Here is a 24,809-nt window from a genome sequence, read left to right as displayed (position 1 = left end):
GCGACAGCTGTGCCCCGTCCGGTCCCGGCCGACCGCTTCGCGTCACGGCCGGCTAGTGAGGTCCGTGCGGTGCGAACTCCGTGCCGCACGGGCCCGACCCCTCGCTCTCCGGCAACGGCACCCGCGCACCGCTCATCGACAACGTCCGGTAGAAGTGCCCGATGCGCTCGGTGGACGACCCCACGTAGTGCCCGATGAACGACCTACGGAACCTGTCGGCCGTACGGTTCGGCTGAGAGCCGTGCACCAGGCTGCCGTTGAAGAACAGGACATCTCCCGGCTCCATGTCGACGGGGACCGCGGCGAGTCCGGGAGGCGGTGCCACGTACTCCCGTGCGAAGGACAGCTCGGAGTCCGCCGTGTCCGGGCAGAACAGGTCCATCCGGTGCGTACCCGGCACCACCTCCAGGCCCCCGTTGTCCCGGTCGATCACATCGCAGGCCACCCAGGCCGCGACACACGTGCCCGGCTCGACGCGCAGATAGAAGTTGTCCTGGTGCAGCGCCTGCCCCCGGGCCCCCGGCGGCTTGAAGTAGAACATGCTCTGCGCTGCCAGCACCTCCTCCCCGAGCAGCGTCTCCAGGACCTCCCGCAGCCGGGCGTCCAGCAGGACCCGCATCGCCAGGCCGTTGATCTCGTGCGGCTGCATCACCCGCGGATACCTGCGCAGCGGATCCGTGGACTCACCCGGCCCACTCGGCGCGAAGTGCCCCGGCACCGGCCCGCCCGCGTGCAGCGCCGCGAACTCACCGCACAGTCGGTCGATCTCGTCGTGGGCGAAGAGCCTCCGGACGACCGTGAAGCCGTTCTCCTCGAACTGCCGCAACCCTGCCTCTATGCCCGTCACTGTCATGTGTCCGCTCCTCGTCGGGATGTGTTCCACTCGTCACGCTAGGCCGCCGCCCGTCCCAGGAGGATGCCCATGACCGCCGACGGATTGCCCGGGACTGCCGCGCCCGGCACTCCCGACCCGCCACCCGGCCTCGTGGTCGTCGGCCGCTACGACGAACTCCCCGGCTACGCCGTCCAGCGGCCGCACGGCGCCGACAGCTGGCTGTTCACCTGGACGGTGGCAGGCCGGGGCACCCTGCGTCAGGGCCGGACCGAGACCGCGGCGGGCGCAGGCGACCTGGTGGTGCTCGCCCCGGGCGTCCCGCATCGCTACGGCGTCGAACAGGGCGCGGCGCACTGGGAGTTCTGGTGGGCGCACTGCGGAGCCAGACCGTCCTGGAGCACCTGGCTGCGACCGCACGCCAGGGGCGACGGCATGTACGTCGTGCCCAGCGCCGCCTCCGCCTCCGCCTCCGGTGAAGACGCGGATGCCGTCCACGCGAACCCCTCGGCCCACAGCCCGTACGCGAGGATCGAGGCGGCCTTTCGCCGGATGCTCGCCGACGCCCGCTGGACTGGCACGGGCGCCCCGCCCACGACCACCCCGCCCACGACCACCCCGCCCACGACCATGACGGCCGGCGACCGAGTCGCCGTGGCCGTCGCGCACGGCACCGCCGCCCGCGAACTCGCCCTGTGCGCGCTCGAGGAGGTCGTCCTGCTCACCGCGGGCGCCAACCGCCGGACCCGGACCGCGACCGGCGAGGACCCCCGGGTGCACTGTGCCCAGGAGCTGATCGCGGCCGACCCCGGCGCCCCGCACACGGTCCGCTCGCTCGCCGCCGAAGTCTCGCTGTCGCCCTCCCGGTTCGCCCACCTCTTCACCCAACAGGTGGGCAGTTCACCGATGCGGGCGCTGCGCGAGGCGCGTCTGCACCATGCGGCCCGGCTGCTGGAGAGCACCGACCTGTCCGTGGAACGCGTCGCCGCAGCTTCCGGTTTTGCCAGCCCGTTCCACTTCAACAGGGTCTTCCGCATCCGCTACGGAACTCCGCCCGGCGTCTACCGGACCGCAGGTTCAATGGTTGGGGCATGACGTCACGGGGCCGCCCGGATGCGCCGTGTGGTGGACGTTCAATGGTTTCCTGGATCTCTTCGCGGAGTTAACTGAATCCTGTTTCCAATTGCGAAATCGAGAGAACGCCAATCTTCGGGGTGCCCGGCTTGACGAATCGTCAAATCCGTGCGCGATGAACGCAATGCAGAAAAAGGTTGGATCACTTGTTAGGCGTCCCTGACCTGTGTAAAGGTGTGCCTTGTCGGCGCACGGACAATGAGCATTTTCCCCCCGTGTGCTCTCGACCCCTCCGGACGCCCCACACGCTTCAAAAGAGCTGCCACAGGCGGACGTACCCATTGGTATGGACTTAAAGCAATGCAGCGTGCCCTCGGGAGGAAATTCCGCCGTGAATGACGCAGGCCTGTCGAATTCTCCGTCTCCGGTTCGCGCGTACGACGTCACGGACGAGCAGCTGAGCGCCGAGCTCAAGAAGTGGAGCGGAACGACACCCGCGCTGCAGCCTGTCGGCGAACTCCTCGACCGCCACTGGGAAGCCGCCTTCGCGTACGCCCGGCTGTGCACCGACGGCCCCCGCCCCGCCGGCATGCTGACCACCGCCGCCTTCACCCGTCTTTTCGGCGAGTCCCTGCGTCAGACCGGACCGACCGCCGCGTGGCGGCCCCACCTGCTTGTCACCGTCCGCCGGATCGCCGCGGAGTGGGACTCGGACGGCAGACGGGAGATGCTCCACCCGGCGCTGAGAACCGAGGCGGGCGGCGAACGTGCCGCAGCCCGCCTGCTGCCGCCCACGGAGCGGCGTCTGCTGTCCGGTGCCTTCCAGCGGCTGCAGCAGTCGGCCCGCTGCCTGCTGTGGCACACCGAGGTCGAGGCCGAACCGCTCGCCGTCCCCGCCGCTCTCCTGGGCCTGGACGAGGAGGACGCCGGCGTGGAACTCCGCCGGGCCCGCGAGCGACTTCGCGAGGAATGCCTCCAGGTCCACCGTGAACTCGCCCCCGAGCAGGAGTGCCGGCACTACCTGCGGCTGCTCGACGTGACCTACCGGCGCGGCGGTGTCGACCTCGACCCCGATCTGCGCGAGCACCTGGAGCGGTGCAGGCACTGCATGCACACCGCGGACCAGCTGCACCAGTTCAACGGCCGGCTCGGCCTGGCCCTCGCCGAAGCCGTGCTCGGCTGGGGCGCCGCCGCCTACGTGGAATCACGGCTGAGCGTCGACGACACGGGAGCGCCGGACGACGCCGAAGCACACGCCATGGCAAGGCCGTTCGTGGGAGAGGCCTTCGGCGTTCCGCTGCGGCCCGCCGGCCCGCCCCAGGGAACCGTCGCTTCCGGCCCAGCGGTCCCCGGGCCCCGCTCCCGTGCCCGTTCCGCCTCCCGCCGCTCGGCGCACAAGGCCGCCCGGCGCACCTCCCGGCGCAACCTCACCGCCGCCGTCCTGACGGTGAGCGGGCTCATCGTCCTGCCGCTGGTCATGTGGTCCGCGCTCGCACCGTCGGACGGCAAGAGCTCGGCCGAGGCCGGATCCTCCGAGGCGCCTGGCTCCGAGGCGGCCTCCTCGTCCAGCGACCCCTCCTGGGCCGGGGCGAGCGAGGCGCGCAAGGGCGACCTGAGCGGACGTCTGCACAACGTCGACTCCGGTCTGTGCGTCGGTGTCGCAGGCAAGACGATCGCCCAGGGCGCCGAGATCGCGCTCGCGGAGTGCTCCGCGGCCGAGGGCCAGCAGTGGACGTACGAGACGGACGGACTGCTGCGCAGCGCCACCGACCCCGACCTGTGCCTGGATTCCCACCTCGGCTTCTCGGTGCGGCTCGCGCCCTGCACGGGTGCCGCCGACCCGGGCGCCAAGAGCATCCGCTACGACTTCACCCTCCAGGGCACCCTCGTGCCGCGCTGGGACCAGGACCTCGCCCTGACGCCCGCCGCCACCGACGGGTCCGGCGCGCTCGTCCTGAAGAACCGCGACGACAGCTCCGCCCAGCGCTGGGTGTTCGACACCTCGAAGACCGACGTCCAGATGCAGGCGGTCAACTGGGACGCGGAGAGCAGTACCACGCCCACGCCGAAGTCCGCCCCCGCGCCGGCGAAGACCCCCACGGCCACCCCGAAGGCGTCCGCCACGCCGTCCACCCCGGCGGCCACGCCGACCCCGACGAGCAGCGCCCCCACGAGCGGCAACTGCTACCCCAACCCGTACTACTGCAACTCGGGCGGCCAGCCCGGCGGCTACGGCGGCGGCTATGGCGGCGGCTACGGATACCCGTACGGCTACGGCGGTGGTTACGGCTACGGCTACGGCGGTCCGTACGGCGGCCCCGCGCGCTGACGCCGCTCCCCGGCTCCGGGGCCGGCCCCGCTCTCAGACCCCGACGAGCTGGAGCGAGCCCCACAGTGCCACCACGGCGGCGGCGAGCGAGGCCGGCACGGTCAGCAGACCGAGCCGGCTGAACTCCCCGAGTCCGACCTCGTGGTCGTGCCGGTGCAGGATGCGCCGCCACAGCAGCGTGGCAAGGGACCCGGCGTAGGTCAGGTTCGGGCCGATGTTCACTCCGAGCAGCACGGCGAGGACCGCGCCGGGGCCGGCCGAGGCGGTCAGCGGCAGCAGCACCAGGACCGCGGGCAGATTGTTGATCAGGTTCGCCAGCACGGCGGCCAGCGCGGCGATCCCCAGCAGGGCGAGGAACCCCGTCCCGTCGGGCAGCGCATGGCGCAGGGCGTCGGCCAGCCCGTTGTCGACGACCGCGCGCACCACGATGCCGAGGGCGAGCACGAACGCCAGGAAGGCCGGTGCTGACGCCCGTACCACCGAGACCGGGGTGGCCTTCTTCCGGACCAGGGCGCGGCCCGCCAGCACCAGCGCCCCCGCGCACGCGACCCAGGCGGGGTCTACGCCGAAAGCCGAGGCCACCACGAAACCGGCCAGCGTGCAGCCGACGGTGATCAGGGCGAACAGCGGCAGCGCGGGTTCGTCGGCCGACTCGGGGGAGTGGTCGACGACGGCCAGGTCGGGCTCGAAGAAGCGCCGGAAGACCGCGTACTCGACGGCGATCGCGGCCACCCAGGGCAGCGCCATGAGCACCGCGAACCGGGTGAAGCTCAGTCCGCTCGCCTCCAGGGCCAGCAGGTTCGTGAGGTTGGACACCGGCAGCAGCAGCGAGGCCGTGTTCGACAGATGGGCGCACGCGTAGACGTGCGGCTTGGCGCGGGCGCCCATCCGGGAGGCGGTGGCCAGTACCACCGGCGTCAGCAGCACCACGGTGGCGTCCAGGCTGAGCACCGCCGTGATCGCCGACGCCAGCAGGAACACGCCGGTCAGCAGCCGGGTCGGGGACCCCGCCGAACGCCGGGCCAGCCAGGCCCCGCAGGCCTGGAACAGCCCTTCGACGTCACAGAAGTGGGCGAGTACCAGTACGGCGGCCAGGAACCCGACCACCGGCCCCAGCTGCTGGACCTCCGCCCACGCGTGCTCCGGGGAGATCGCCCCGGTCGCGACCGTCAGTCCGGCGGCCGGGACGGCGAGCACCGCCTCCGGCCAACCGAAGGGGCGCATGACCGCCCACGCGAGTACGGCGACGAGCAGCGCGACGGACAGGGTTTCGGCGAGCGGGGTGTTCAGGGCGGATCCTTCGGGCGCGAGCAGACAGTGCCCGGTCATGAAACCAGGCGGGGGTAAGAAACCCGCCAATACCCCGATCCGGGCCGATCAAGCCCCGGTGCCGGGGCTGAAGGGGATCAGCCGCACCGACGCCTCGGTGCCGGACACGGGGACCTCTCCGGCCCTCCAGGTCACCTTCAACGGGTCCTCCTCGTCCGGCGGGGTCACCAGGAGGGCGGCAGGGGTGGCGGTGCCCGCCCCGCTGACTTCAGGGTTCGCGAAGGACAGCCCGGCCCAGGCGCTCCGGCCCGGCGCCAGGGTGACCGTCTCCGGACCGGCCGAGGAGCGCTCGGGGTCCGGGCCCAGCTGCTTGCCGGAGGCGTCGACGAAGGCGGTGCCCGGATAGCCGTGGAGCGTGCAGGTACGGCTCGACCTGTTCGTCAGCACGACCGGGAAGTTCTCCTGTCCGGCGCCCGGGTTGTTGCGGCCGACGGAGGCGCTGAGTTCAAAGGTGTGGCAGCGGGTGCCGGAGACCGGTGACCGCGATGCGGACGGGGTGAGGGAGTTGCTCACCGCGTCGGTCGGGACACCGCTCGGCGCGCCGGTGCTGTCACCACCTGCCGTGACGGAGCCGGACGGAGCGGCCGTGCCGGACTCCGTGCGCGGGGCGCTCGCCGTGCCGTCACCGCTGCCACAGCCCGCCAGCAGGCCGAGCACCGCGACCGCACTCGCGAGCAGGGCCGCCCGCCGGACACCCAGGGACCTGTTCGTCATGTCTCCACACTCCCGGAGATTTCACGCACGCGCGCGTACGGCGCCTTGTGCCCCGTCACAAGGATCCGATGCGGCGCGGTCCGGAAAGGTTCGCGCAACCGGGGACGAGTTCGCGGACGATGCCGGACCGCGGGTGCGACCCCGGTGCTCCGCGGGACGGCTCACTCGTCGTCGAGGAGCCCGATCTCCGCCCAGATCGTCTTGCCGTCGGCCGTGTGCCGGCTGCCCCAGCGCTGGGTGAGCTGTGCGACGAGCAGGAGACCCCGGCCGCCCTCGTCCCAGGTCTTGGCGCGTCGAAGGTGCGGGGCGGTGTGGCTGGTGTCGGAGACCTCGCAGATCAGGGTGGTCGCGTCATGGATGAGCCGCAGCCGGATGGGGTGGGCGCCGTACCGGATCGCGTTCGTCACCAGCTCGCTCACCACCAGCTCGGCCGTGAACGACGCCTCGCTCAGGTCCCAGCGGCCCAGTTGCTGCACCACCTGCTTGCGGACGGGCGCGACCAGCGCCGGGTCGGCCGGGATGTCCCAGGTCGCCACCTGGGAGGCGGGCAGGCCCAGGGTGCGGGCCAGCAGCAGGGCCACGTCGTCGGAGGAGCCGCCCGGCGGGAGCAGCGCGTGCAGCACCCGGTCGCAGCTCTCCTCCAGGGTGTCGGAGGGGACGGCCAGGGCGTCGCACAGCAACCCGCGACTGGCGTCGGCGTCCCGCTCCCGGGACTCGATCAGCCCGTCCGTGAACAGGGACAGCACGGTGCCCTCGGGCAGGCTCAGCTCGGCGGACTCGAACGGCAGCCCGCCCAGGCCCAGCGGCGGCCCGGCGGGCAGGTCCACCTCGCGGGGCACTCCGCCCGGCGTCAGCATCACGGGCGCCGGATGCCCGGCTCGCGCCAGCGTGCAGCGCCGGGACACCGGGTCGTAGACGGCGTAGAGACAGGTGGCACCGACCTCACCCGGGCTGCCCTCGCTGCCGGCCTCCACGGACAGCCGTACGACGAGGTCGTCGAGGTGGGTGAGCAGTTCGTCCGGGGCCAGGTCGATGTCGGCGAGGGTGCGGACGGCGGTACGCAGCCTGCCCATCGTCGCCGAGGCCTGGATGCCGTGCCCGACGACGTCCCCGACGACCATCGCGACCCGCATCCCGGACAGCGGGATCACGTCGAACCAGTCGCCGCCCACCCCCGCCCGCGCCGCCGGAAGATACCGGGAGGCGGCCTCCACGGCGGCCGTGCGCGGCAGGGAGCGGGGCAGCAGGCTGCGCTGGAGGGCGAGGGCCGTCTCGCGCTCGCGGGAGAACCGGCGGGCGTTGTCGATACAGACCGCGGCCCGTGCGGTGATCTCCTCCGCCAGCAGCACGTCGTCCGCGGTGAAGGGGTCGGGGCGCCGGTACCGGGTGAGGACCGCGACCCCGAGGGTCTGGCCGCGGGCCTGGATCGGCACGGACATCGTGGAGTGGACGCCGAACTCCTTGACCCGCTCGCCGCGGGTCCTGTTCCAGTTGAGCCACTGGTCCAGGCGCCCGGAGGCCACTGTGGCGACGATGGTGCGGCCCGCCGTCAGGGAGTCGGCCTGCGGTGAGGTGGCGGGATACAGCTCCGAGTGTCCCGGCTTCACCACAGCCATCGGGTTGCCGGGATCCACCGACTGGTGCGCGGCGCGGCGCAGCTCGACCGGCACGGTCAGGGCTGCCGGGGCCTCACCGTGCTCCTGCGGGTCGAGCAGGTCGACGCTGACGAAATCGGCGAGCGCCGGACTGCAGACGTCCGCCAGCTCCTGAGCCGTCCGGGTGACGTCGAGGGTGCTGCCGATACGCACGCTCGCCTCGTTGACCAGTTGGAGTCGTTCACGGGCCAGGAAGTTGTCGGTGAAGTCGTGGGCGGCCAGGCAGACCCCCCGCACCTGCCCTGCGGGATCGGTGATCGGCGCCATCCGGGCCAGCCAGGCGTGTGCGCTCGCCTCGCCGCCGGTCCGCATGTACGTCTGCACGTCCTTCGCCCGGCCGGTGCTGAGCACGTGCAGCAGGTGCTCCTCCAGCTCGTCGCTCTGCTGCTTGCCGCCGATCTCGGACAGTCTGAGGCCCTGGATGCGCTTCTCGGGCAGCCCGATCACGTCGGCCATGGCGTCGTTGACCCGGCGCAACCGCAGCTGGTCGTCGTACACGGCGACGGCGCACGGCGACTGGGTCAGTACGGCCGTGCTCAACGGGTCGTCGGGGGAGAGGGGGCCGCCGGGGTCGAGGGGGGTGACCACGAGCCAGTGCCCCGGGCCGCCGTCCGAGGAGTGCTGATGGTGGGCGAGCAGCCACACCGACACGGCGGTGCCGTCCCGGTGGCAGAGCGTGAGGTCACCGTCCCAGCGGGCGCCCACGGGCCCGTCGGGCGCCACTTCGCCTCCGTTGACCAGGAGGTTCGCCACGGGTCTGCCCACGACTTCGGCGGGCGACCAGCCCAGCAGCCGCTGCGCGCCGGCGTTCCACGCGACCAGCGTGCCGTCCTCGCCGACGACGGCACGCGCCGTCGCGGCGTCGTCGAACGGGTACACGAGGGTCATCGTCGCCACTCCATTGCGCGCACTCTCAGTGAACAATCACGCCACTTGGGTGCCAAGCCTAGTGCGTCGCGCCCGCACACGGACGGCGAACCCCTGCGTACGCCGGACCCGACGCCGGACCGCCGTCAAGAGGGAAATCCGGCCGAGGTGGCGCGTGAGGCAGAAGCAGCTCGCCGCACCCTTGACGGCCGCGAGTGGCCCACCGTCAGATTGTGTCTGTTCGCGATCAGTTGTGAGTACTTCTGGGCCCTGATGAGGGAGAGCCGCCATGTCGGTCACTCGCAGATCGGTTTTGCTCGCCTCCACGGCCTCCCCGGCCGCGGGGGTGCTTCTGGCCACGCCGGTGGCTCAGGCCGCCGAGTCCGCCGGGAGCGCGTCCGGCCGTCGCACGGTCGCGCTGCGCGACGGCTGGCGCTTCGCGCTGGTCGACCCGGGCGGGATCACCGACCCCACGGGGGAGTACGCGGACGCCGCGGCCCCCGGATACGACGACTCGCGGTGGCGCGAGATCGCGGTGCCGCACGACTGGAGCATCGAGCTGGCCCCGACCACCGAGAACGGCACCACCAGCGGCACCGGGTTCTTCCCCGGCGGCCTGGGCTGGTACCGCCTCGCCTTCACCCTGCCACCGGCCTTCACCGGCAAAAGGATCTCGGTGGAGTTCGACGGCGTCTACATGGACTCGTACGTCTACTGCAACGGCACCGAGGCGGGCCGCCACCCCTACGGCTACACCGGCTTCGCCCTCGGCCTCACCGGCCTGCTGCACACCGACGGCACCACCGAGAACGTGATCGCGGTGAAGGTGCAGAACCGGCTCCCCAGCAGCCGCTGGTACTCGGGCAGCGGCATCTACCGGGAGGCCCGGCTGGTCGTCACCGAACCGGTCCACGTGGAGCGCTGGGGCACCCGCGTCACCACGCCGGAGATCACCGCGGAGCGGGGCCTCGTCCGGGTGACGACATCCGTGGTCAACGCGTCCGGCGCCGGCACCGACGTCGAGGTCCGCACGCGGATCGTCGATCCCCGCGGTCGCACGGTCGCCCGCGCCTCCTCCACGGTCGCCGTCACTGAAAAGGCCTCCGAGACCCACGAACTCACCGTCCCTGAACCGAAGGTGTGGGACCTCGGGACACCGGACCACCGCTACAGCGTGCGCAGCGAACTCCGCGTCGGCGGCAGGACCGTCGACACCTGCCGCACCGCCTTCGGCTTCCGCACCTTCCGCTTCGACCCGGACGAGGGCTTCCACCTCAACGGCACCCACCACAAGCTCAGGGGCGTCGACCTCCACCACGACCTGGGCGCCCTCGGCGCGGCCGTCAGCATCGACGCGATCCGCAGACAGATGACCCTCATGAAGTCGATGGGTGTCAACGCCTTCCGCACCTCCCACAACCCGCCCTCCCCGGAGATGATCCAGGTCTGCGAGGAACTGGGCATCGTGATGCTGGTGGAGGCCTTCGACTGCTGGAAGAGCCCCAAGACCCGCTACGACTACGGCAGGTTCTTCGACGAGTGGTGCGAGCGGGACGCCACCGAGATGGTCCTCGCGGCCCGCAACTCGCCCGCGGTGCTGCTGTGGTCGATCGGCAACGAGATCCCCGACTCGACGTCCACCGCCGGGCTCGCCATGGCCGACCGGATCATCGCCGCGATCAGGGCCGTCGACGACACGCGCCCGCTGATCATCGGCTCCGACAAGTACCGCCGCCTGCCCGCCAAGGGCTCGGCGGCCGACCTGATGCTGGCCAAGCTGGACGGTCTGGGGCTGAACTACAACACCGCCAAGTCGGTGGACCAACTGCACGCCGCCTACCCGCACCTGTTCCTCTTCGAGTCCGAGTCCTCCTCGGAGACCTCGACGCGCGGCGCCTACCAGGAGCCCGAGCACCTCAACACCGGCGAGAACCACACCCCCGGCAGACGTGAGACCTCGTCCTACGACAACAACCTCGCCTCCTGGACCATGAGCGGCGAGTACGGACACAAGAAGGACCGGGACCGGAAGTGGTTCGCCGGGCAGTTCCTGTGGTCCGGCATCGACTACATCGGAGAGCCCACGCCCTACGACGTCTTCCCCGTGAAGGCGTCCTTCTTCGGCGCGGTCGACACCGCCGGCTTCCCCAAGGACATGTACCACCTCTTCCGCAGCCAGTGGACCGGTGAGCCGATGGTCCACCTGGTGCCGATGACCTGGAACCACGAGAACGGCGACACGGTCGAGGTGTGGGCGTACGCCAACGTCCCCACCGTCGAGCTGTTCCTCAACGGAAAGTCCCTCGGTACCCGGACCTTCGACACCAAGAAGACCACCGACGGCCGGGAGTACCTGGAGACCACGGAGGCGACCGGCGACGACAAGACGTTCACCGACGGCCCCTACCCGGGCAGTTACACCAGCCCGAACGGCAGCGCGGGCAAGCTTCATCTGACCTGGCAAGTGCCGTACGCGCCGGGCGAGTTGAAGGCCGTGGCCCGCAGGAACGGCAAGGTCGTCGCCACCGACGTGCTGCGCACCGCCGGCGCCGCCCACGCCGTACGGCTCACCGCCGACCGCACATCGCTCGCCGCCGACGGCCGTTCGCTGGTCTTCGTCACCGCGGACGTCGTCGACTCCCGGGGCGTGCTGGTGCCGGACGCCGGGGACCTGATCTCCTTCGAGGTCACGGGCGGTTCCCTCGCCGGGCTCGACAACGGCCGTCAGGAGAGCGCCGAGCGCTACCAGGCGAGCACCAGGACCGCCTTCCACGGCAAGGCCCTCGCGATCGTGCGCTCCGGAACCGAGCCGGTCGTCCTGAGGGTCACGGCGCGCGCGGAGGGCCTTCGGACGGGCACCGTGAAGGTGCGCACCACCCCGTCCCGGTCGGCCGCCGTGACCGAACCGGCCACCTTCACTCCCGACCCTCCGGCACCCTCGAACCCCCTTCACGCGGACGCGGGTTACTCCGGCCGGCCGGACACCCTTCCCGCCGCGATGCTCGACGGCGACCCGGCCACCGGCTGGTCCAACGCCTTCAGCAAGGCCGCCACCGCCCTGCTGCCCGCCTTCAGCGGCGCGAGGCCCGCGGACTGGGTCTCCGTGGACCTCGGACGCACCAGGACCCTCGACCGGGCGGAGATCTCCTTCACTCTGAGCGCGACCCACAGCCTGCCCGCCTCCGTCGCGGCCGAGGTGTGGGACGGCAAGCGGTATGTGCCGGTCGAGGGTGCCTCGGTCGCCTGGGCCACCACCTCCGACGAACCGACGGTGATCACCTTCCCCGCGGTCCGGGGCTCCCGCCTCCGGCTGACCATGACCAGCGCCTCACCGGGCGGGCCCAAGGGCGCTGTGCGCATCAGCAAGTTGGAGATACCGGCCGTGTGAGATCCGGCCCGGAGAACGGTCCGGCCGGGATTCCGTCCCGTCCGGACCGTTGACGGGGTGTCATCACTGCAACAAGCATGGCCTGCGTCCGCATCTGGGAGCGCTCCCATCACGAGCGTCCCCCGCCCCTCACTGGAGGAGCCCAGACGTGAAACGACGCAGAACCACCTTGTTGTGCCTGATGGCCTTGCTGGGAACGGCACTTGTGGCCTCGCCCGCGTCCCCGGCCGCCGCCGACGAGGTCGAACAGCTCAAGAACGGCACCTTCGACACCGCGACCGAGCCCTGGTGGACGACCAGCAACGTCACCGCGGACCTGTCCGACGGACAGCTCTGCGCGAACGTGCCGGGCGGTACCGCCAACCGCTGGGACGCCGCCGTCGGTCAGAACGACGTCACCCTCGTGAAGGGGGAGTCGTACAAGTTCTCCTTCACCGCGAACGGTTCGCCGGAGGGACATGTGCTGCGGGCGATCGTGGGGCTGCAAGTGGCGCCCTACGACACCTACTTCGAGGTGAGCCCGCAGCTGAGCGTCTCGGGGAACTCCTACTCCTACACCTTCACCTCGCCCGTCGACACCGCCCAGGGCCAGGTCGGCTTCCAACTCGGCGGCAGCGCCGACCCGTTCCGCTTCTGCATGGACGACGTGTCCCTGCTGGGCGGGGTCCCGCCGGAGGTGTACGAGCCCGACACCGGACCGCGTGTGCGGGTCAACCAGGTCGCCTATCTGCCCGCCGGGCCGAAGAACGCCACCCTGGTCACCGACGCCACGACGAAGCTGCCCTGGCAGCTGAAGAGCGATTCCGGTGCCACAGTCGCCCACGGCTGGACCGTGCCGCGCGGCATCGACGTCTCCTCCGGACAGAACGTCCACTCCATCGACTTCGGCGCCTACAAGAAACGCGGCGCGGGCCTCACCCTGGTCGCGGACGGCCAGACCAGCCGGTCCTTCGACATCGGCACGAGCGCCTACGAGCAGCTCCGCCTCGACGCGGCGAAGTACTACTACACGCAGCGCAGCGGCATCGCGATCCGCGACGACCTGCGCCCGGGCTACGGCCGCCCCGCCGGGCACGTCAACGCGGCCCCCAACCAGGGCGACAAGAACGTGCCCTGCCAGCCGGGCGTGTGCGACTACACCCTCGACGTCACCGGGGGCTGGTACGACGCCGGCGACCACGGCAAGTACGTCGTGAACGGCGGCATCTCCACCTGGGAGGTGCTGAGCACGTACGAACGCGAGCTGCTGGCCCGCACCGGGGAGCCCGGGAAGCTGGGCGACGGCACCCTCGCCATCCCCGAGAGCGGCAACAAGGTGCCGGACATCCTGGACGAGGCTCGCTGGGAGCTGGAGTTCCTGCTGAAGATGCAGGTGCCGGACGGGCAGCCGCTGGCCGGGATGGCCCACCACAAGATCCACGACGAGCAGTGGACGGGCCTGCCCCTGCTGCCGAGCGAGGACCCCCAGAAGCGTGAACTGCACCCGGCGTCCACCGCGGCGACACTGAACCTCGCCGCGACGGCCGCGCAGGCCGCCCGGCTGTACAAGCCGTACGACAAGGCGTTCGCGGCGAAAGCACTGGCGGCCGCCCGTAAGGCGTGGACCGCGGCACTCGCCCACCCCGACCTGTACGCCTCGGAGAGCGACGGCGTCGGCGGCGGCACCTACGCCGACAACAACGTCAGCGACGAGTTCTACTGGGCGGCGGCCGAGCTGTACCTCACCACGGGGGAGAAGGCGTTCCAGGACCACGTGCTCGCCTCGCCCGTCCACACCGCCGACATCTTCACCCCCGTCGGCTACGACTGGGCCCGGACCGCGGCGGCGGCCCGTCTGGACCTGGCGACCGTGCCGAGCAAGCTGCCCGGCCGCGACAAGGTCCGGCAGTCCGTCGTCAAGGGCGCCGACCGCTATCTGGCCACGCTGAACGCCCACCCCTACGGCATGCCGTACGCCCCGGACGGCAACCTCTACGACTGGGGATCCAACCACCAGATCCTGCACAACGGGATCGTCATCGCCACCGCCTACGACATCACGGGCGGCTCGAAGTACCGTGACGGCGCTCTCCAGGGCATCGACTACATCTTCGGCCGCAACGCCCTGAACATCTCGTACGTCACCGGCTACGGCGAGGTCAACTCCCACAACCAGCACGCCCGTTGGTACGCCCACCAGCTCGACCCGAGCATGCCGAACCCGCCGAAGGGGACGCTGGCCGGCGGACCGAACTCCTCCATCCAGGACCCCTACGCACAGAGCAAGCTCCAGGGCTGTGTCGGCCAGTTCTGCTACATCGACGACATCCAGTCCTGGTCGACCAACGAGCACACCATCAACTGGAACTCGGCCCTGACCCGGATGGCGTCCTTCGTGGCGGATCAAGGCTGACCTTCGGATGCTCCACCAGCTCACCGGGCCGTTCGTGTGCGGTGAGCGTGTGGAGCCGGGCCTGATCGAGCGGCTGGTGCACCTCGACGTACTCACCGTGCGGCAGCCGCTTGATCACACCGGTCTCCCGGCCGTGCAACACCAGCTCCCGGTCCCGGAGTTGGAGGCCGAGGCAGATGCGCCGGGTGGCGACGAAAACAACCCACGGGACGACGAACATCCCGATCCGCACGGCCCAGGTGACCGTGTTGATCGACAGGTGGAGACGGGTAGCCACGATGTCGTTGCCGCCGCCCGCGAGCAGGATCAGGTACAGGCTGATCCAGGAGGCGCCGATCGCGGTACGGACCGGACGGTTGCGCGGGCGGTCCAGCAGGTGGTGTTCCCGCCTGTCCTTGGTGAACCGGGCCTCCAGGAACGGGTAGACGCCGATGAAGACCAGCAGCAGCGGGAAGATCACGACCGGGATCAGCACTCCGAGGATGAGCGTGTGTCCCCACACGGTCACCTCCCAGCCCGGCATCACCCGCACCAGGCCCTCCGCGAACCCCAGGTACCAGTCCGGCTGGGCGCCAGTGGAGACCTGGTCGGCGCGGTAAGGACCGTACGACCAGACCGGGTTGATGGACGCCACGGCCGCGATGAGCGTGAGCGCCCCGAACACCAGGAAGAAGAAGCCGCCCGCCTTCGCCAGGTACACCGGGAAGAACGGCGTCCCGACCACGTTGCGTTCGGTCTTCCCCGGGCCCGCGAACTGGGTGTGCTTGTGATAGACGACCAGGATCAGATGGGCCACCACGAGGGCCGCCATGATGCCCGGGATCACCAGGATGTGCAGCGAGTAGAAGCGGGCCACGATGTCATGGCCGGGGAACTCGCCGCCGAACAGGAACATCGACAGGTACGTCCCGACGATCGGCACCGACAGGGTGGCGCCGTAGACGAACCTGAGGCCCGTGCCCGACAGCAGGTCGTCCGGCAGGGAGTAGCCGAAGAGACCCTCGAACAGGCCCAGGAACAGCAGCAGCCAGCCGAAGAGCCAGTTGACCTCACGCGGCTTGCGGAACGAGCCCGTGAAGAAGTGCCGCATCATGTGCGTGAGCATCGCGGCCACGAAGATCAGCGCCGACCAGTGGTGGAGCTGCCGGATCAGCAGCCCGCCGCGCACGTCGAAGCTGATGTCCAGCGTCGAGGCGTACGCCTCCGACATGCGCACGCCGTTCAGGGGTGTGTAACTGCCGTGGTACGTCACCTCGTTCATCGAGGGGTGGAAGAACAGCGTCAGCCACACGCCGGTCAGGATCAGCACCACGAAGCTGTACAGGCAGATCTCGCCCAGCAGGAAGGACCAGTGGTCCGGGAAGACCTTGCGCAGGTACTTCGCGCCGAGCGTGCGGGTGCCGAGCCGTCCGTCGAGCCAGCCGGACAGCCGCTCACCCCTCGCCGGTTCGGCCCGGCGTTCCGTGACGGTCACGCCTCCTCCTTCTGGACGTGTGTCAGCTTGTCGGGGTTGGTGACGATGAAGAGGCCCGAGACCCGGTCGCCCTCTCGCGTGAGGTCCAGGACGATCACCGCGTACGGCGAGCCCTGCTCGAACAGCACGGCCGCGTCGTCGCCGTTGACCCGCCGGTAGCGCAGTTCCAGGTCCAGGTGCTGCGCTCCGCCCCGCTTCGCATAGCCGGTGAGCAGCCGGGCCGCCTTCTCCCTGCCGTGCACCGGACGCAGGGCCTGCTTGCGCATACCGCCGCCGTCCGTCCACACCGTCACGTCCGGCGCGAGGATCTCCATCAGCTCCGCGATGTCCCCGCCGACCGCGGCCCGCACGAACCGCTCGGTCGCCTCCCGGCGCACCCGGGGATGCGCCTCGTACAACGGCCGACGGGCGTGCACATGGGCCCGCGCCCGGTGCGCCAACTGCCGTACCGCGGCCGGGGCGCGGTCGATGATCTCCGCGACCTCGGTGTGGGCGTACCCGAAGACCTCGTGCAGCACGAACACCGCGCGTTCCAGCGGGGACAGGGACTCCAGGACCACCAGCATCGCCAGCGACACGGACTCGGTTCGCAGCGCCGGGCCGTCGGCGCCGGGGGCCTCGTCGGTGACCAGCGGCTCGGGCAGCCACGGGCCGACATACGTCTCGCGGCGACGGTTGACCACGGCCCGCCGCTGGAGCGCGTGGTTGACGGCGATCCGGACCAGATAGGCACGCGGGTTGTCGATCCCGCCGGTGCCCCGGCGCGACCAGGACAGCCAGGTGTCCTGGAGCACGTCCTCGGTGTCGGCGATGCCGCCCAGCATGTTGTAGACGACGCCGAACAGCAGCTCTCGGTGCTCGACGAAGACACCGGTCGCGTCTTCGGCGTCGGGAACGGGGATCTCGGATATCTCGGACATCTCGCGGGGCCTCCCAGTGGCGCGCTCACTACTGCGAGGCCCGCAGGGGCCCCGAATGTGACATCGAGCGGCCGGAGTGTGACCCACGCCTCATTCAGGAGGCGTCGTGGAACACGATCCCCAACGCGTGCCGGCTCCCCGAGCGGACGACGCTCACCCCGTGCCGCATGGCCCCCGCCGACCAGCCGCGCTTCGTGCGCACCGGCCGGTCACGGGTCGTGAAGACCACGCCGTGGCCCTGGGGGAGGACGGTCGCCGAGCCCCGCGACTGGGCGCGGGGGCGCTGCTCGACCATGAGGAACTCACCGCCCGTGTAGTCGGTGCCGTACTCGTCGAGGCCGACGACCACCTGGAGCGGGAAGACCAGGTCGCCGAACACGTCCCGGTGCAGGGCGTTCCAGTCGCCCTCCGTGTAGCGCAGGAGGATCTGTGCGGAGCGGTCCTGGCCGGCCGCGTGGCAGCGCTCGAGCCACTCCCGCAGGGAGTCCGGCCAGGGTGCAGGGCGGCCGAGGCGGGCCGCCCAGTCGCGGGCGATGGGCAGCAGACGGGGGTGGAGCGCGGAGCGCAGGGCCGCCACCGGGGCGGGCAGGTCGTGGGTGAAGTAGCGGTACTCGCCGGACCCGAAGCGGTGGCGCCCCATGTCCACGGTGGTCCGGAACAGTTCCGGCTTCTCGTACAGCGCGATCAGGTCCCGGCATTCGGCGGGCGTCAGCAGCGGGGCCGTCGGCGCACAGCCGTGTACGTCGAGTTCGGCGGCGAGTGCGGCCCAGTCGGTCTCTGCGACCCGGGCGGCGGCCAGGTCGGGGGTGACGGTCATGTCGTTTCCTCCTCGCCTTCGAGTCTGTGACCCCGGCCGCCGTCCGTCCGGCGGGAATCGGACAGCGCGTTCCCGAGCTCGTGGTACCGCAGGAACCTTGGTTTGACCTGGGAGTATTTACGGTTGAGTACCCGCGCGGTACCGTGATGACATGCCAGCTCTCAACGTGGAGTTCAGCGATCGCGAGCTAGAGGACCTCCGGCAGATCGCCAAGGAGCGGGGTACGTCGATGAAGGCCCTGGTGCGGGAGGCCGCCGCTGCCGACATCGCCCGGCACCGGGCCCTGCAGGAAGGCGCGGAGGCGTTCCGGCGGTTCTTCGCCGCCCATGCCGACGAGTTCGCGGCCGCCTTCCCCGAGGACGAATCCGCGGCCAAGGGTGCGGGGCGGGTCGGCTGACCATGGCTTCCGTCGTCCACATCGACGTGCCCTGGCTGCTCCAGCGGCACGAAGAGGTCATGCCCGAGCAACCCACGATCAACGATTTCTCGGCCCTCGTCGCCGCTGTCGCCCGGCACCGCGTCGACCCGCCCCGCCTCGGCGTGGACTCCGACCCGGCCTGGCGTGCCGCCGCCCTTCTGCACACCCTCGCCCTGCTCAAGCCCTTACCGGCGGCCAACGCCCGATTCGCCTGCGCCACCGCGGTGGCCTACATGTTCGTCAGTGGCGTCGGCATCGATCCGCCCTACGGCGCTCTGGTCGACCTCGCCCGCGACCTGATCTCCGGCAAGATCGATGTGTACGGCGCGGCCGATCGACTGCGTTCCTGGCAGATCTGAGCCCGTCGGCCGGTTCGGAGCCGGTTCTGGAGCCGGTTCAGCGGCTGATCAGGGCGCCCCGGCCGGACGCCGACCGTCCCGCCCCCAGGGCCGCCGACCGAGGGCGGGAGGAACAGGGTCGGCGGCCGGGGTTTCGCGCGGGAGAGCCGCCGTCCCGTGCGGGGCCTTCGAGAAGGGCCGGTTCCAGTGGACTACCGGTCGCCGGTCGGGGGGAGCGTGCGAGGCGCTCCGGCGCGTGCGCGGGTTTCACACGGGGCGCATGGAATGTCGAAAGCCGGTGCGAGCAGACACAGTTGCGAGGGCGGCCGGCCAACTTTCACATGCCTCTCATGTTGCCCAGGTGCCTTGTTGGTCACGAGTGACTTGTGCAAGGGTGAACCACCTGTGTGGGGGGCAGGGGCCGGGCTGCATTCGTCCCGTGGGGAACCGGGACGGAGAGGCGTCGGCGAATTCGTGCTTCCCACGCCCGCTCGAAAGGGACGCGCCCTTCGTCGCTTTCTTTTCGGCAACGAGAACTTCTGTGAGTCCCATGCCCGTGGGAAGGAATCCGCTCAGTGCCAACCCCCCACCCACCGCTCCCGCCTTACCCGCCGCCGGGCGGCGCGTCCGGAGAATCGGACGAGGACCTCGCAGCCCGGCTCAGAGGCCGTCCCGACGGCGAGGCGGCCCAGTCCACCGCGCTGCTCATGGCGCGCCACTGGAAACCGGCCCACGAATACGCGGTCATCTGTCTCGCCTCCCCGTCCGAGACCGCCTCCATGGTGGCCTCGGCGGCGTTCCACCAGGTACTGGACCGGCTCGCGCTCGGCGAACCGGCCCTCGCGCTGCGCCCGAGAACCCTTGTGGCCGTGCGGGACACGGTCAAGGAGTGGACGGCAGAGGACCGGATAACCGATGTTCTGCCGGATCTGGTGAAACCGAACGGCGGCCGGGGTATGCGGGCCGCCAAGTCCATGACGCCGGAAAACCGCAAGCTCGCCGAGCGGTCATTCCAGTCCCTTCCCGGGCTCTCCCGCTGTCTGCTGTGGCACACCGAGGTGGAGGCGGACTCGATTGCCGTGCCCGCGGCACTCCTCGGCATGGATACCGACACCGCGTCGGCGGCGCTCGAACAGGCGCGTGAAAAACTCCGAGAAGGATGTGTACATGCCCATCGGGAACTCGCACCGACCAAGGATTGCCGCTTCTACAACCGGCTTCTGGACGTTCCGATTCGTCGCGGCGGAGCCCTGCTGCCGGATGTCCAGCAGCATCTCTCGGAGTGCCCCTACTGCCGTTCCGCCGCGGAACAACTGAGCCATTTCGAGGGCGGCCTGGGCATACTGCTCGCCGAGGCGGTGCTCGGCTGGGGTGCCCGCCGCTATCTCGAACTGCGCGCCGGGCGTACGCCCCAGGACACGGGACGCGGCCGGAGCAGCGGCCGGCACGGCGCGGCCCGCCGCCGCATCCTCGAGCGCATCCCCACCCCGGGCCGCCGCGACCCCGGCACGGGTGACGGTCCGCGGTCCTCACGGACGCTGCTCACCGGCGTGGGCCTCACCTCCGCGGGACTCCTGGCCGCCATGCTCGCCGCCGGCATGTGGTCGCACGACGACGGGGCCGACCCGGCCGCCTCCACCAGCGCCACCGACGGCGTCGTGGCCCCGGGCGCCGGGACCGGGACCCCGGGCACCGCCCAGCTCCCCACCGCACCGGCGGTGACCCGGCTGCGCAACGCCGCCGCCGGCCTCTGCCTCGACATCCGGGGCACGGTCAAGGAGGGCGCCGCCACCGAACTGGCCGCCTGCTCCACCGATGTGACCCAGCAGTGGTCGTACGAGACCGACGGCCTGCTGCGCAGCGAGGCAAATCCCGAGCTGTGCCTGGACTCGCACGTGGACGCGGGCGTGGTCATCCTCGGCAAGTGCGCCGGGACGAAGACGAAGCGGGCCGACGACGTGCGCTACGACCTCACCGTGCAGGGGGAGTTGCTGCCCCGCTGGGACGAGCAGCTCGCCCTCGCAGCCACCACCGAGGACCCCGGTGCCGACATCGTCGTCAAGGTTCGTGACCACTCGGACCAGCAGCGCTGGCTGACCGACCCGGCCACCGACGCCAGCCCCGGCTCGCTGTCGGTCACCGGCAGCGAGGCACCGCAGGCGCGGCCCGCCGAGCTGACGGACCGGATCTAGGAACCAGGGAGGCCTCCCTCACGGAGGCCTCCCTTCAGGCGGGGCCCTCCACGAGATCGGCGGGGCCGACCGTCGTCGGTGTCGCGTGTCCCGACAGCGCCAGCGTGAGGTCCAACTCGGCGAGCAGGCACCGGATCACGTGCTCGACGCCCGGCTGTCCGTCGAGGCCGAGGCCGTAGACGTAGGGCCGTCCGAGAAGGACCGCGCGGGCGCCGAGCGCGAGGGCCTTGAAGACGTCGTCGCCGGTGCGGATCCCGCTGTCGAAGAGCACGGTGAGCCGGTCACCGACCGCCTCCACCACCCGCGGCAACGCGTCCGCCGCGGCGACGGACCCGGCCACCTGCCGTCCGCCGTGGTTGGACACCACGACGCCGTCCATCCCCGCGTCGGCGGCCAGCCGGGCGTCGTCCGGGTGCAGAACACCCTTGAGGACGATCGGCCCGTCCCAGTGCTCCCGCAGGAACGCCAGGTCGGGCCAGGTCTTGCCGGGGTCCGCGAACATCCCGACGAAGTGCAGTACGGCCGCGTTCGGATCCTCGTGCACCGGCTTGGCCAGACCCGCCTGAAAGGCCGGGTCGGAGAAGTAGTTGGCGGTGCCCACACCGTGCAGGAACGGCAGATACGCCTGGTCGAGATCGCGCGGCCGCCAGGACAGCAGCGGGGTGTCCAGGGTGACGACCAGGGCCGTGAACCCGGCCGCCTTCGCCCGGGTCAGGAAGCTCAGGGCCACCTCGGGGTCCTTCGGCCAGTACAGCTGGAACCAGCGCTCGGCGTCGCCCATCGCCTCGGCGACCTGCTCCATGGGCGTGCTGGACGCCGACGAGAGGATGTACGGCACGCCCTGCGCCGCGGCTGCCCGGGCGGCGGCCGGCTCCGCGTCCGGGTGCATGATCGACAGGACGCCGACCGGCGCCAGGGCCAGTGGGGCGGGCAGGGAGCGTCCCAACACCTCGACCGACAGGTCGCGTTCGTGCACGTCCCGCAGCATGCGCGGGACGATCCGGCGCCGCTCGAGAGCCGCCCGGTTCGCCCGTGCCGTACTGCCGTCGCCCGCGCTGCCCGCCACATAGCCCACCGGGCCGGGACCGAGCCGCTGTTCGGTGAGCTCCTCCAGCCGGGTCAGGTCGGTGGGGAGCCGGGGCACCGCGCCGGACATGCCGTTCAGGTAGATCTCGTACTGGAAGTCCGCCCAGTGCTTGGCCATCCGTCCCAGCCGCCTCTCGTCGTCGAGTGCGTCGACGATATCCGTGGGCGGGCGCAGGTCAGGAGGGGGTGGCCGTCCCGGACTCGGCGAGGACCCGGGCCAGTTCGCGTGGCTGCGAGTACATCGGCCAGTGCCCGGTGTCCATCTCGACGAGGTTCCAGCGTTCGCTCTTCAGCAACTCGGCCACGACGGGCGTCGGTTCGTCGCCGTCGAGGAGGCACTTGATGTAGGTGGCCGGGAGGTCGCCGAGGGGACGAGTGAGGACGGCCGGTTCGGTGAGCGTCGCACCCGGGTGCGGGGTCGCATCGTCGAGGAGCCGGGATATCTGCTCGTCCGTCAGCCCCTGGTCGGCGTAGTAGTCGGTGCCCACCAGCGGCCAGAAGCCGTCGTTCTCCTCGATCTCCTTGCGCACATGATCGCTCGGCCACCCCGACAGGAACGACTGCCCGTCGACGGGCACGTCGGAGTCCACGAACACCACCCGCGCGAGCCGGCCGCCGATCCGCTCGGCCGCCTGTCCCACGGGTACGCCCGCGTAGCTGTGCCCGACCAGCACCACCTCCCGCAGGTCCAGCCGCTCGACCTCGGCGACGATGTCCTGAACGTGTGTCTGCTGTCCTGCCGGGACGTCCCGCTTCTCCGCGAGGCCCGACAGCGTCAGGGGGTGGGGTCGGTGCCCGGCCGCGCGCAGCTCGGCCGCGACCTCGTCCCACGCCGATGCTCCGAGCCTCGCGCCCGCCACCAGTACGAAGTTGGTCATGCCCGCAAGGTAGTCGAGGGCACTGACATCGCCCTGGCCCGGCGAGGAAGGATGGTCCGTGCCCGCCGAGAGGCGCGCGGCGGGCACGGATGCCGGGCTGCTGGAATCCGCCGACGGTCTACCCGGGGCGGCGTTCCGGCAGGCGGACGCCTCACCCGTCTTCCGGGTCCCCGGCGGAGGATTCGGCCGCCTCCTCCGCGTCCGGTCCCTGGGCCCGCACCCGCTGGACGTGCTCCAGGGACTCCCGCAGTTCGACGAGCCAGTCGTCGGTGTGGCGCTGGACCAGCCGGACACACCACGCGAGGGCGTCACTGCGGCTGCGGGCGACCCCGCCGGCGATCAGGGTGTCCAGGACCTGGCGCTCGGGCTGGCGCAGCCGGGTCATGACGGGCGCGGCCACGTGCGTGAACAGGACGCGCTCGCCGCCGCACTCCACACCCCAGGACACCTTCCGGCGGAACTTGTGCTCGGCCTCCCGAGCGACCGCGATGCGCTCGTCCCGGGTGCGTTCCCGGAACTCCTGGATCCGGCTCTGTACGGCTGCCTCCCGTTCGGCGGCCGAGACGTCCTCGGCGAGCCGGGGCGCGGGGACGCGGCCGATGACGGTGATCTCCTCGCGGTCGACGACCACCTCGGCCAGGGCGTCGAAGAGATCGTCGGGCAACCGGCCGGCGAACCAGCCGCGCAGCTTGTCTCGCTGTTCGTTGGTAATCATGTAATGACGATTACTCGGCTCACGGGTGAATGCAAGGGATCGAGGCGGGGTGCGCTGACGGCTGAAGCGGAATGTTTCAGGCCTATTGCCGAGGCGGGGTGATCAGGCCATCCGGCCGGATCGGGCGATCAAGAACCGCACAGTTGCGGGGCCGGGTTGTTCTGATGATGTGACTTCACGCCACTGATTCAACACGCAAGGTTACTGAAACCTGGGGGGTCGATGTGAAGTTCTGGCCAGGACTCGGCAGACTCGCGCTCGCCGCTCCGGCACCGACCGAGCCGGAGGGCACACCCTCGAATCCAGCGGAAGGATGCACACAATGCGGAACACCGCGCGCTGGGCAGCGACCCTCGGCCTCACGGCCGCCGCCGTCTGCGGACCCCTGACTGGGGCCGCTCTCGCCGAACCGGCCGTCGCCCCGATGGGCCTCTACGCCCCCTCGGCGCTCGTGCTCACCCTCGGCCACGGCGACAGCGCAGCCACCGTCACCCCGGAACGTGCCGTGACCCTGACCTGTGCCCCGACGTCGTCGGGAACCCACCCGGCGGCGGCCCGGGCCTGCGCCGAACTGCGCGCCGCCGGAGGCGACCTGGACGCCCTGACGGACAGAACCGACACGCAGTGCACCAAGGAGTACGCCCCCGTGGTGGTCACCGTCGACGGTGTCTGGCGGGGCAAGCGCGTCTCCTATGAGCGCACTTTCGCCAACGAGTGCGTGAAGAGCTCCTACGGGCTGAGCGTCTTCACGTTCTGAGGGACCGGGATCGCGTGGTCCCCGTGACTGTCCGAGGGGCTCGCGGCTGGGGAGCGCCGCCCCTCTCACGGGTCCCCGCGATCCCGCACCGAGGGCCGGCGGACGGAGTGGGGCCGTCCGCCGGACCCCCGGGTCATTCCGCTTCGGGGAACTCCCGGGGTTCCTGGAGCTCCGAGGGCTCCGGCATCTCGAGAAGCGGCGGAAAGCGGCCCCACAGTCCCGAGGCGCGCAGCAGTCGGTGCAGACGCGGTCCGTCCGTGAGGACGCGCAGTCGGCCGCCGCGCGTCCGGGCCCGGGTGTCGGCGCGGCACAGCACCCGCAGGCCCGAGCAATCGAAGAACTCGACCTGCCGCAGGTCCACCAGGACGTCCGGCGTCGCGGTCGCGGTCGCCGCGTCCAGATGCTCCGCGAGGAAGCCCGCCGTCGCGAGGTCTATCTCGCCGGCGGCCTCCACCACCGTCAACCCGCCGTCGGCCCGGGTCCGGGCATACGGGTTCGCCGCGGGCGTTCCGCAACCGCAGTCGTCGAACTCCGGCGTCATGGCCGCTCCACCTCGGCGAGGGACGCGTTGGATCTCGGTAGCTACCCCGGAGAGGCCCGGAACATCCATCCAGCGATGTCCGCAAGATCTGGT

Annotated in this window: 19 protein-coding genes; 8 read left to right on the top strand and 11 right to left on the bottom strand. The window is 71.0% G+C overall.

All coding sequences use genetic code 11. From position 1 onward, the window contains the following. Window positions 1–52: 52 nt before the first annotated feature. Window positions 53–853, bottom strand: coding sequence for a phytanoyl-CoA dioxygenase family protein (locus ACFYRX_RS06385; RefSeq protein ID WP_389097158.1), 801 nt, complete (start codon window positions 851–853; stop codon window positions 53–55). 69 nt (window positions 854–922) lie between these two features. Between ACFYRX_RS06385 and ACFYRX_RS06380 the strand changes: the two genes are divergently transcribed. Beyond that, entirely contained in the window at window positions 923–1,927 is a 1,005-nt protein-coding gene (locus ACFYRX_RS06380) for a helix-turn-helix domain-containing protein (protein ID WP_389097157.1), read from the top strand. A 370-nt stretch (window positions 1,928–2,297) separates the two neighbouring features. Then, window positions 2,298–4,235, top strand: coding sequence for a ricin-type beta-trefoil lectin domain protein (locus ACFYRX_RS06375; protein ID WP_389097156.1), 1,938 nt, complete (start codon window positions 2,298–2,300; stop codon window positions 4,233–4,235). 33 nt (window positions 4,236–4,268) lie between these two features. Here the strand turns inward: ACFYRX_RS06375 and ACFYRX_RS06370 are convergent, their stop codons facing one another. The 3 genes from ACFYRX_RS06370 to ACFYRX_RS06360 form a co-directional block, all read right to left on the bottom strand. Further along, window positions 4,269–5,564 carry an arsenic transporter gene (locus tag ACFYRX_RS06370; RefSeq protein WP_389097155.1) on the bottom strand — a complete coding sequence of 432 codons (1,296 nt, stop codon included), beginning with the start codon at window positions 5,562–5,564 and terminating at the stop codon, window positions 4,269–4,271. A gap of 48 nt (window positions 5,565–5,612) precedes the next feature. After that, on the bottom strand, window positions 5,613–6,278 hold the full coding sequence (locus tag ACFYRX_RS06365; protein ID WP_389097154.1) for a DUF4232 domain-containing protein: 666 nt from the start codon (window positions 6,276–6,278) through the stop codon (window positions 5,613–5,615). A 161-nt stretch (window positions 6,279–6,439) separates the two neighbouring features. Then, window positions 6,440–8,821, bottom strand: a complete 2,382-nt coding sequence (locus ACFYRX_RS06360) for a SpoIIE family protein phosphatase (RefSeq protein ID WP_389097153.1) — start codon at window positions 8,819–8,821, stop codon at window positions 6,440–6,442. A 268-nt stretch (window positions 8,822–9,089) separates the two neighbouring features. Here ACFYRX_RS06360 and ACFYRX_RS06355 point away from each other — a divergent pair, with 268 nt between their 5' ends. Both ACFYRX_RS06355 and ACFYRX_RS06350 read left to right on the top strand, forming a co-directional pair. Further along, window positions 9,090–12,188: a glycoside hydrolase family 2 TIM barrel-domain containing protein gene (locus tag ACFYRX_RS06355; RefSeq protein ID WP_389097152.1), complete on the top strand. Its 3,099-nt coding sequence runs from the start codon at window positions 9,090–9,092 to the stop codon at window positions 12,186–12,188. Window positions 12,189–12,336: 148 nt separating this feature from the next. Next, a complete protein-coding gene (locus ACFYRX_RS06350) occupies window positions 12,337–14,580 on the top strand; it encodes a glycoside hydrolase family 9 protein (RefSeq protein WP_389097151.1) in 2,244 nt (747 codons plus the stop codon). Here the strand turns inward: ACFYRX_RS06350 and ACFYRX_RS06345 are convergent. The 3 genes from ACFYRX_RS06345 to ACFYRX_RS06335 form a co-directional block, all read right to left on the bottom strand. Then, the gene (locus tag ACFYRX_RS06345; protein ID WP_389097150.1) at window positions 14,525–16,054 is read right to left on the bottom strand and encodes a cytochrome bc complex cytochrome b subunit; all 1,530 of its coding nucleotides are present in this window, start codon (window positions 16,052–16,054) and stop codon (window positions 14,525–14,527) included. The genes ACFYRX_RS06350 and ACFYRX_RS06345 overlap by 56 nt on opposite strands. Next, the gene (gene sigJ / locus ACFYRX_RS06340; protein ID WP_389097577.1) at window positions 16,051–16,965 is read right to left on the bottom strand and encodes an RNA polymerase sigma factor SigJ; all 915 of its coding nucleotides are present in this window, start codon (window positions 16,963–16,965) and stop codon (window positions 16,051–16,053) included. The genes ACFYRX_RS06345 and sigJ overlap by 4 nt, the downstream gene beginning before the upstream one ends. A gap of 103 nt (window positions 16,966–17,068) precedes the next feature. Continuing rightward, window positions 17,069–17,791, bottom strand: coding sequence for a 2OG-Fe(II) oxygenase (locus ACFYRX_RS06335; RefSeq protein ID WP_389097149.1), 723 nt, complete (start codon window positions 17,789–17,791; stop codon window positions 17,069–17,071). A gap of 151 nt (window positions 17,792–17,942) precedes the next feature. Here ACFYRX_RS06335 and ACFYRX_RS06330 point away from each other — a divergent pair, with 151 nt between their 5' ends. From ACFYRX_RS06330 to ACFYRX_RS06320, 3 genes are all read left to right on the top strand, one after another. Next, on the top strand, window positions 17,943–18,188 hold the full coding sequence (locus tag ACFYRX_RS06330; protein WP_389097148.1) for a hypothetical protein: 246 nt from the start codon (window positions 17,943–17,945) through the stop codon (window positions 18,186–18,188). A gap of 2 nt (window positions 18,189–18,190) precedes the next feature. Next, window positions 18,191–18,568 (top strand): toxin Doc, encoded by a 378-nt coding sequence (locus ACFYRX_RS06325; protein WP_389097147.1) that lies wholly within the window; start codon window positions 18,191–18,193, stop codon window positions 18,566–18,568. Window positions 18,569–19,122: 554 nt separating this feature from the next. Continuing rightward, window positions 19,123–20,739, top strand: a complete 1,617-nt coding sequence (locus ACFYRX_RS06320) for an RICIN domain-containing protein (RefSeq protein WP_389097146.1) — start codon at window positions 19,123–19,125, stop codon at window positions 20,737–20,739. Window positions 20,740–20,773: 34 nt separating this feature from the next. Here ACFYRX_RS06320 and ACFYRX_RS06315 read toward each other — a convergent pair whose 3' ends face one another. The 3 genes from ACFYRX_RS06315 to ACFYRX_RS06305 all read right to left on the bottom strand — a co-directional run bounded on the left by ACFYRX_RS06315 (window position 20,774) and on the right by ACFYRX_RS06305 (window position 23,418). Next, the gene (locus tag ACFYRX_RS06315) at window positions 20,774–21,943 is read right to left on the bottom strand and encodes a lactate 2-monooxygenase (protein WP_389097145.1); all 1,170 of its coding nucleotides are present in this window, start codon (window positions 21,941–21,943) and stop codon (window positions 20,774–20,776) included. A gap of 58 nt (window positions 21,944–22,001) precedes the next feature. Further along, window positions 22,002–22,703: an alpha/beta fold hydrolase gene (locus tag ACFYRX_RS06310; protein ID WP_389097144.1), complete on the bottom strand. Its 702-nt coding sequence runs from the start codon at window positions 22,701–22,703 to the stop codon at window positions 22,002–22,004. A 151-nt stretch (window positions 22,704–22,854) separates the two neighbouring features. Further along, window positions 22,855–23,418 (bottom strand): hypothetical protein, encoded by a 564-nt coding sequence (locus tag ACFYRX_RS06305; RefSeq protein ID WP_389097143.1) that lies wholly within the window; start codon window positions 23,416–23,418, stop codon window positions 22,855–22,857. 322 nt (window positions 23,419–23,740) lie between these two features. On the opposite strand from ACFYRX_RS06305, the gene ACFYRX_RS06300 reads away from it, so the two are divergent. Further along, window positions 23,741–24,175: a protease inhibitor gene (locus ACFYRX_RS06300; RefSeq protein ID WP_389097142.1), complete on the top strand. Its 435-nt coding sequence runs from the start codon at window positions 23,741–23,743 to the stop codon at window positions 24,173–24,175. A gap of 133 nt (window positions 24,176–24,308) precedes the next feature. Here ACFYRX_RS06300 and ACFYRX_RS06295 read toward each other — a convergent pair whose 3' ends face one another. Then, window positions 24,309–24,716, bottom strand: a complete 408-nt coding sequence (locus ACFYRX_RS06295; RefSeq protein WP_389097141.1) for an STAS domain-containing protein — start codon at window positions 24,714–24,716, stop codon at window positions 24,309–24,311. Window positions 24,717–24,809: the final 93 nt, after the last annotated feature.

This window comes from Streptomyces sp. NPDC005374, from assembly GCF_042872225.1.
Classification (GTDB): Bacteria; Actinomycetota; Actinomycetes; order Streptomycetales; family Streptomycetaceae; genus Streptomyces.
Note: the sequence above shows the minus strand (reverse complement) of the source record. Positions and strands in the feature narration are given on the sequence as shown.

What these genes read in the sequence shown, in the direction of transcription:
- ACFYRX_RS06385 (WP_389097158.1), bottom strand. Translation starts at nt 853, where the DNA reads ATGACAGTGACGGGCATAGAGGCAGGGTTGCGGCAGTTCGAGGAGAAC.
- ACFYRX_RS06380 (WP_389097157.1), top strand. Translation starts at nt 923, where the DNA reads ATGACCGCCGACGGATTGCCCGGGACTGCCGCGCCCGGCACTCCCGAC.
- ACFYRX_RS06370 (WP_389097155.1), bottom strand. Translation starts at nt 5,564, where the DNA reads ATGACCGGGCACTGTCTGCTCGCGCCCGAAGGATCCGCCCTGAACACC.
- ACFYRX_RS06365 (WP_389097154.1), bottom strand. Translation starts at nt 6,278, where the DNA reads ATGACGAACAGGTCCCTGGGTGTCCGGCGGGCGGCCCTGCTCGCGAGT.
- ACFYRX_RS06360 (WP_389097153.1), bottom strand. Translation starts at nt 8,821, where the DNA reads ATGACCCTCGTGTACCCGTTCGACGACGCCGCGACGGCGCGTGCCGTC.
- ACFYRX_RS06355 (WP_389097152.1), top strand. Translation starts at nt 9,090, where the DNA reads ATGTCGGTCACTCGCAGATCGGTTTTGCTCGCCTCCACGGCCTCCCCG.
- ACFYRX_RS06335 (WP_389097149.1), bottom strand. Translation starts at nt 17,791, where the DNA reads ATGACCGTCACCCCCGACCTGGCCGCCGCCCGGGTCGCAGAGACCGAC.
- ACFYRX_RS06330 (WP_389097148.1), top strand. Translation starts at nt 17,943, where the DNA reads ATGCCAGCTCTCAACGTGGAGTTCAGCGATCGCGAGCTAGAGGACCTC.
- ACFYRX_RS06325 (WP_389097147.1), top strand. Translation starts at nt 18,191, where the DNA reads ATGGCTTCCGTCGTCCACATCGACGTGCCCTGGCTGCTCCAGCGGCAC.
- ACFYRX_RS06315 (WP_389097145.1), bottom strand. Translation starts at nt 21,943, where the DNA reads ATGGCCAAGCACTGGGCGGACTTCCAGTACGAGATCTACCTGAACGGC.
- ACFYRX_RS06310 (WP_389097144.1), bottom strand. Translation starts at nt 22,703, where the DNA reads ATGACCAACTTCGTACTGGTGGCGGGCGCGAGGCTCGGAGCATCGGCG.
- ACFYRX_RS06305 (WP_389097143.1), bottom strand. Translation starts at nt 23,418, where the DNA reads ATGATTACCAACGAACAGCGAGACAAGCTGCGCGGCTGGTTCGCCGGC.
- ACFYRX_RS06300 (WP_389097142.1), top strand. Translation starts at nt 23,741, where the DNA reads ATGCGGAACACCGCGCGCTGGGCAGCGACCCTCGGCCTCACGGCCGCC.
- ACFYRX_RS06295 (WP_389097141.1), bottom strand. Translation starts at nt 24,716, where the DNA reads ATGACGCCGGAGTTCGACGACTGCGGTTGCGGAACGCCCGCGGCGAAC.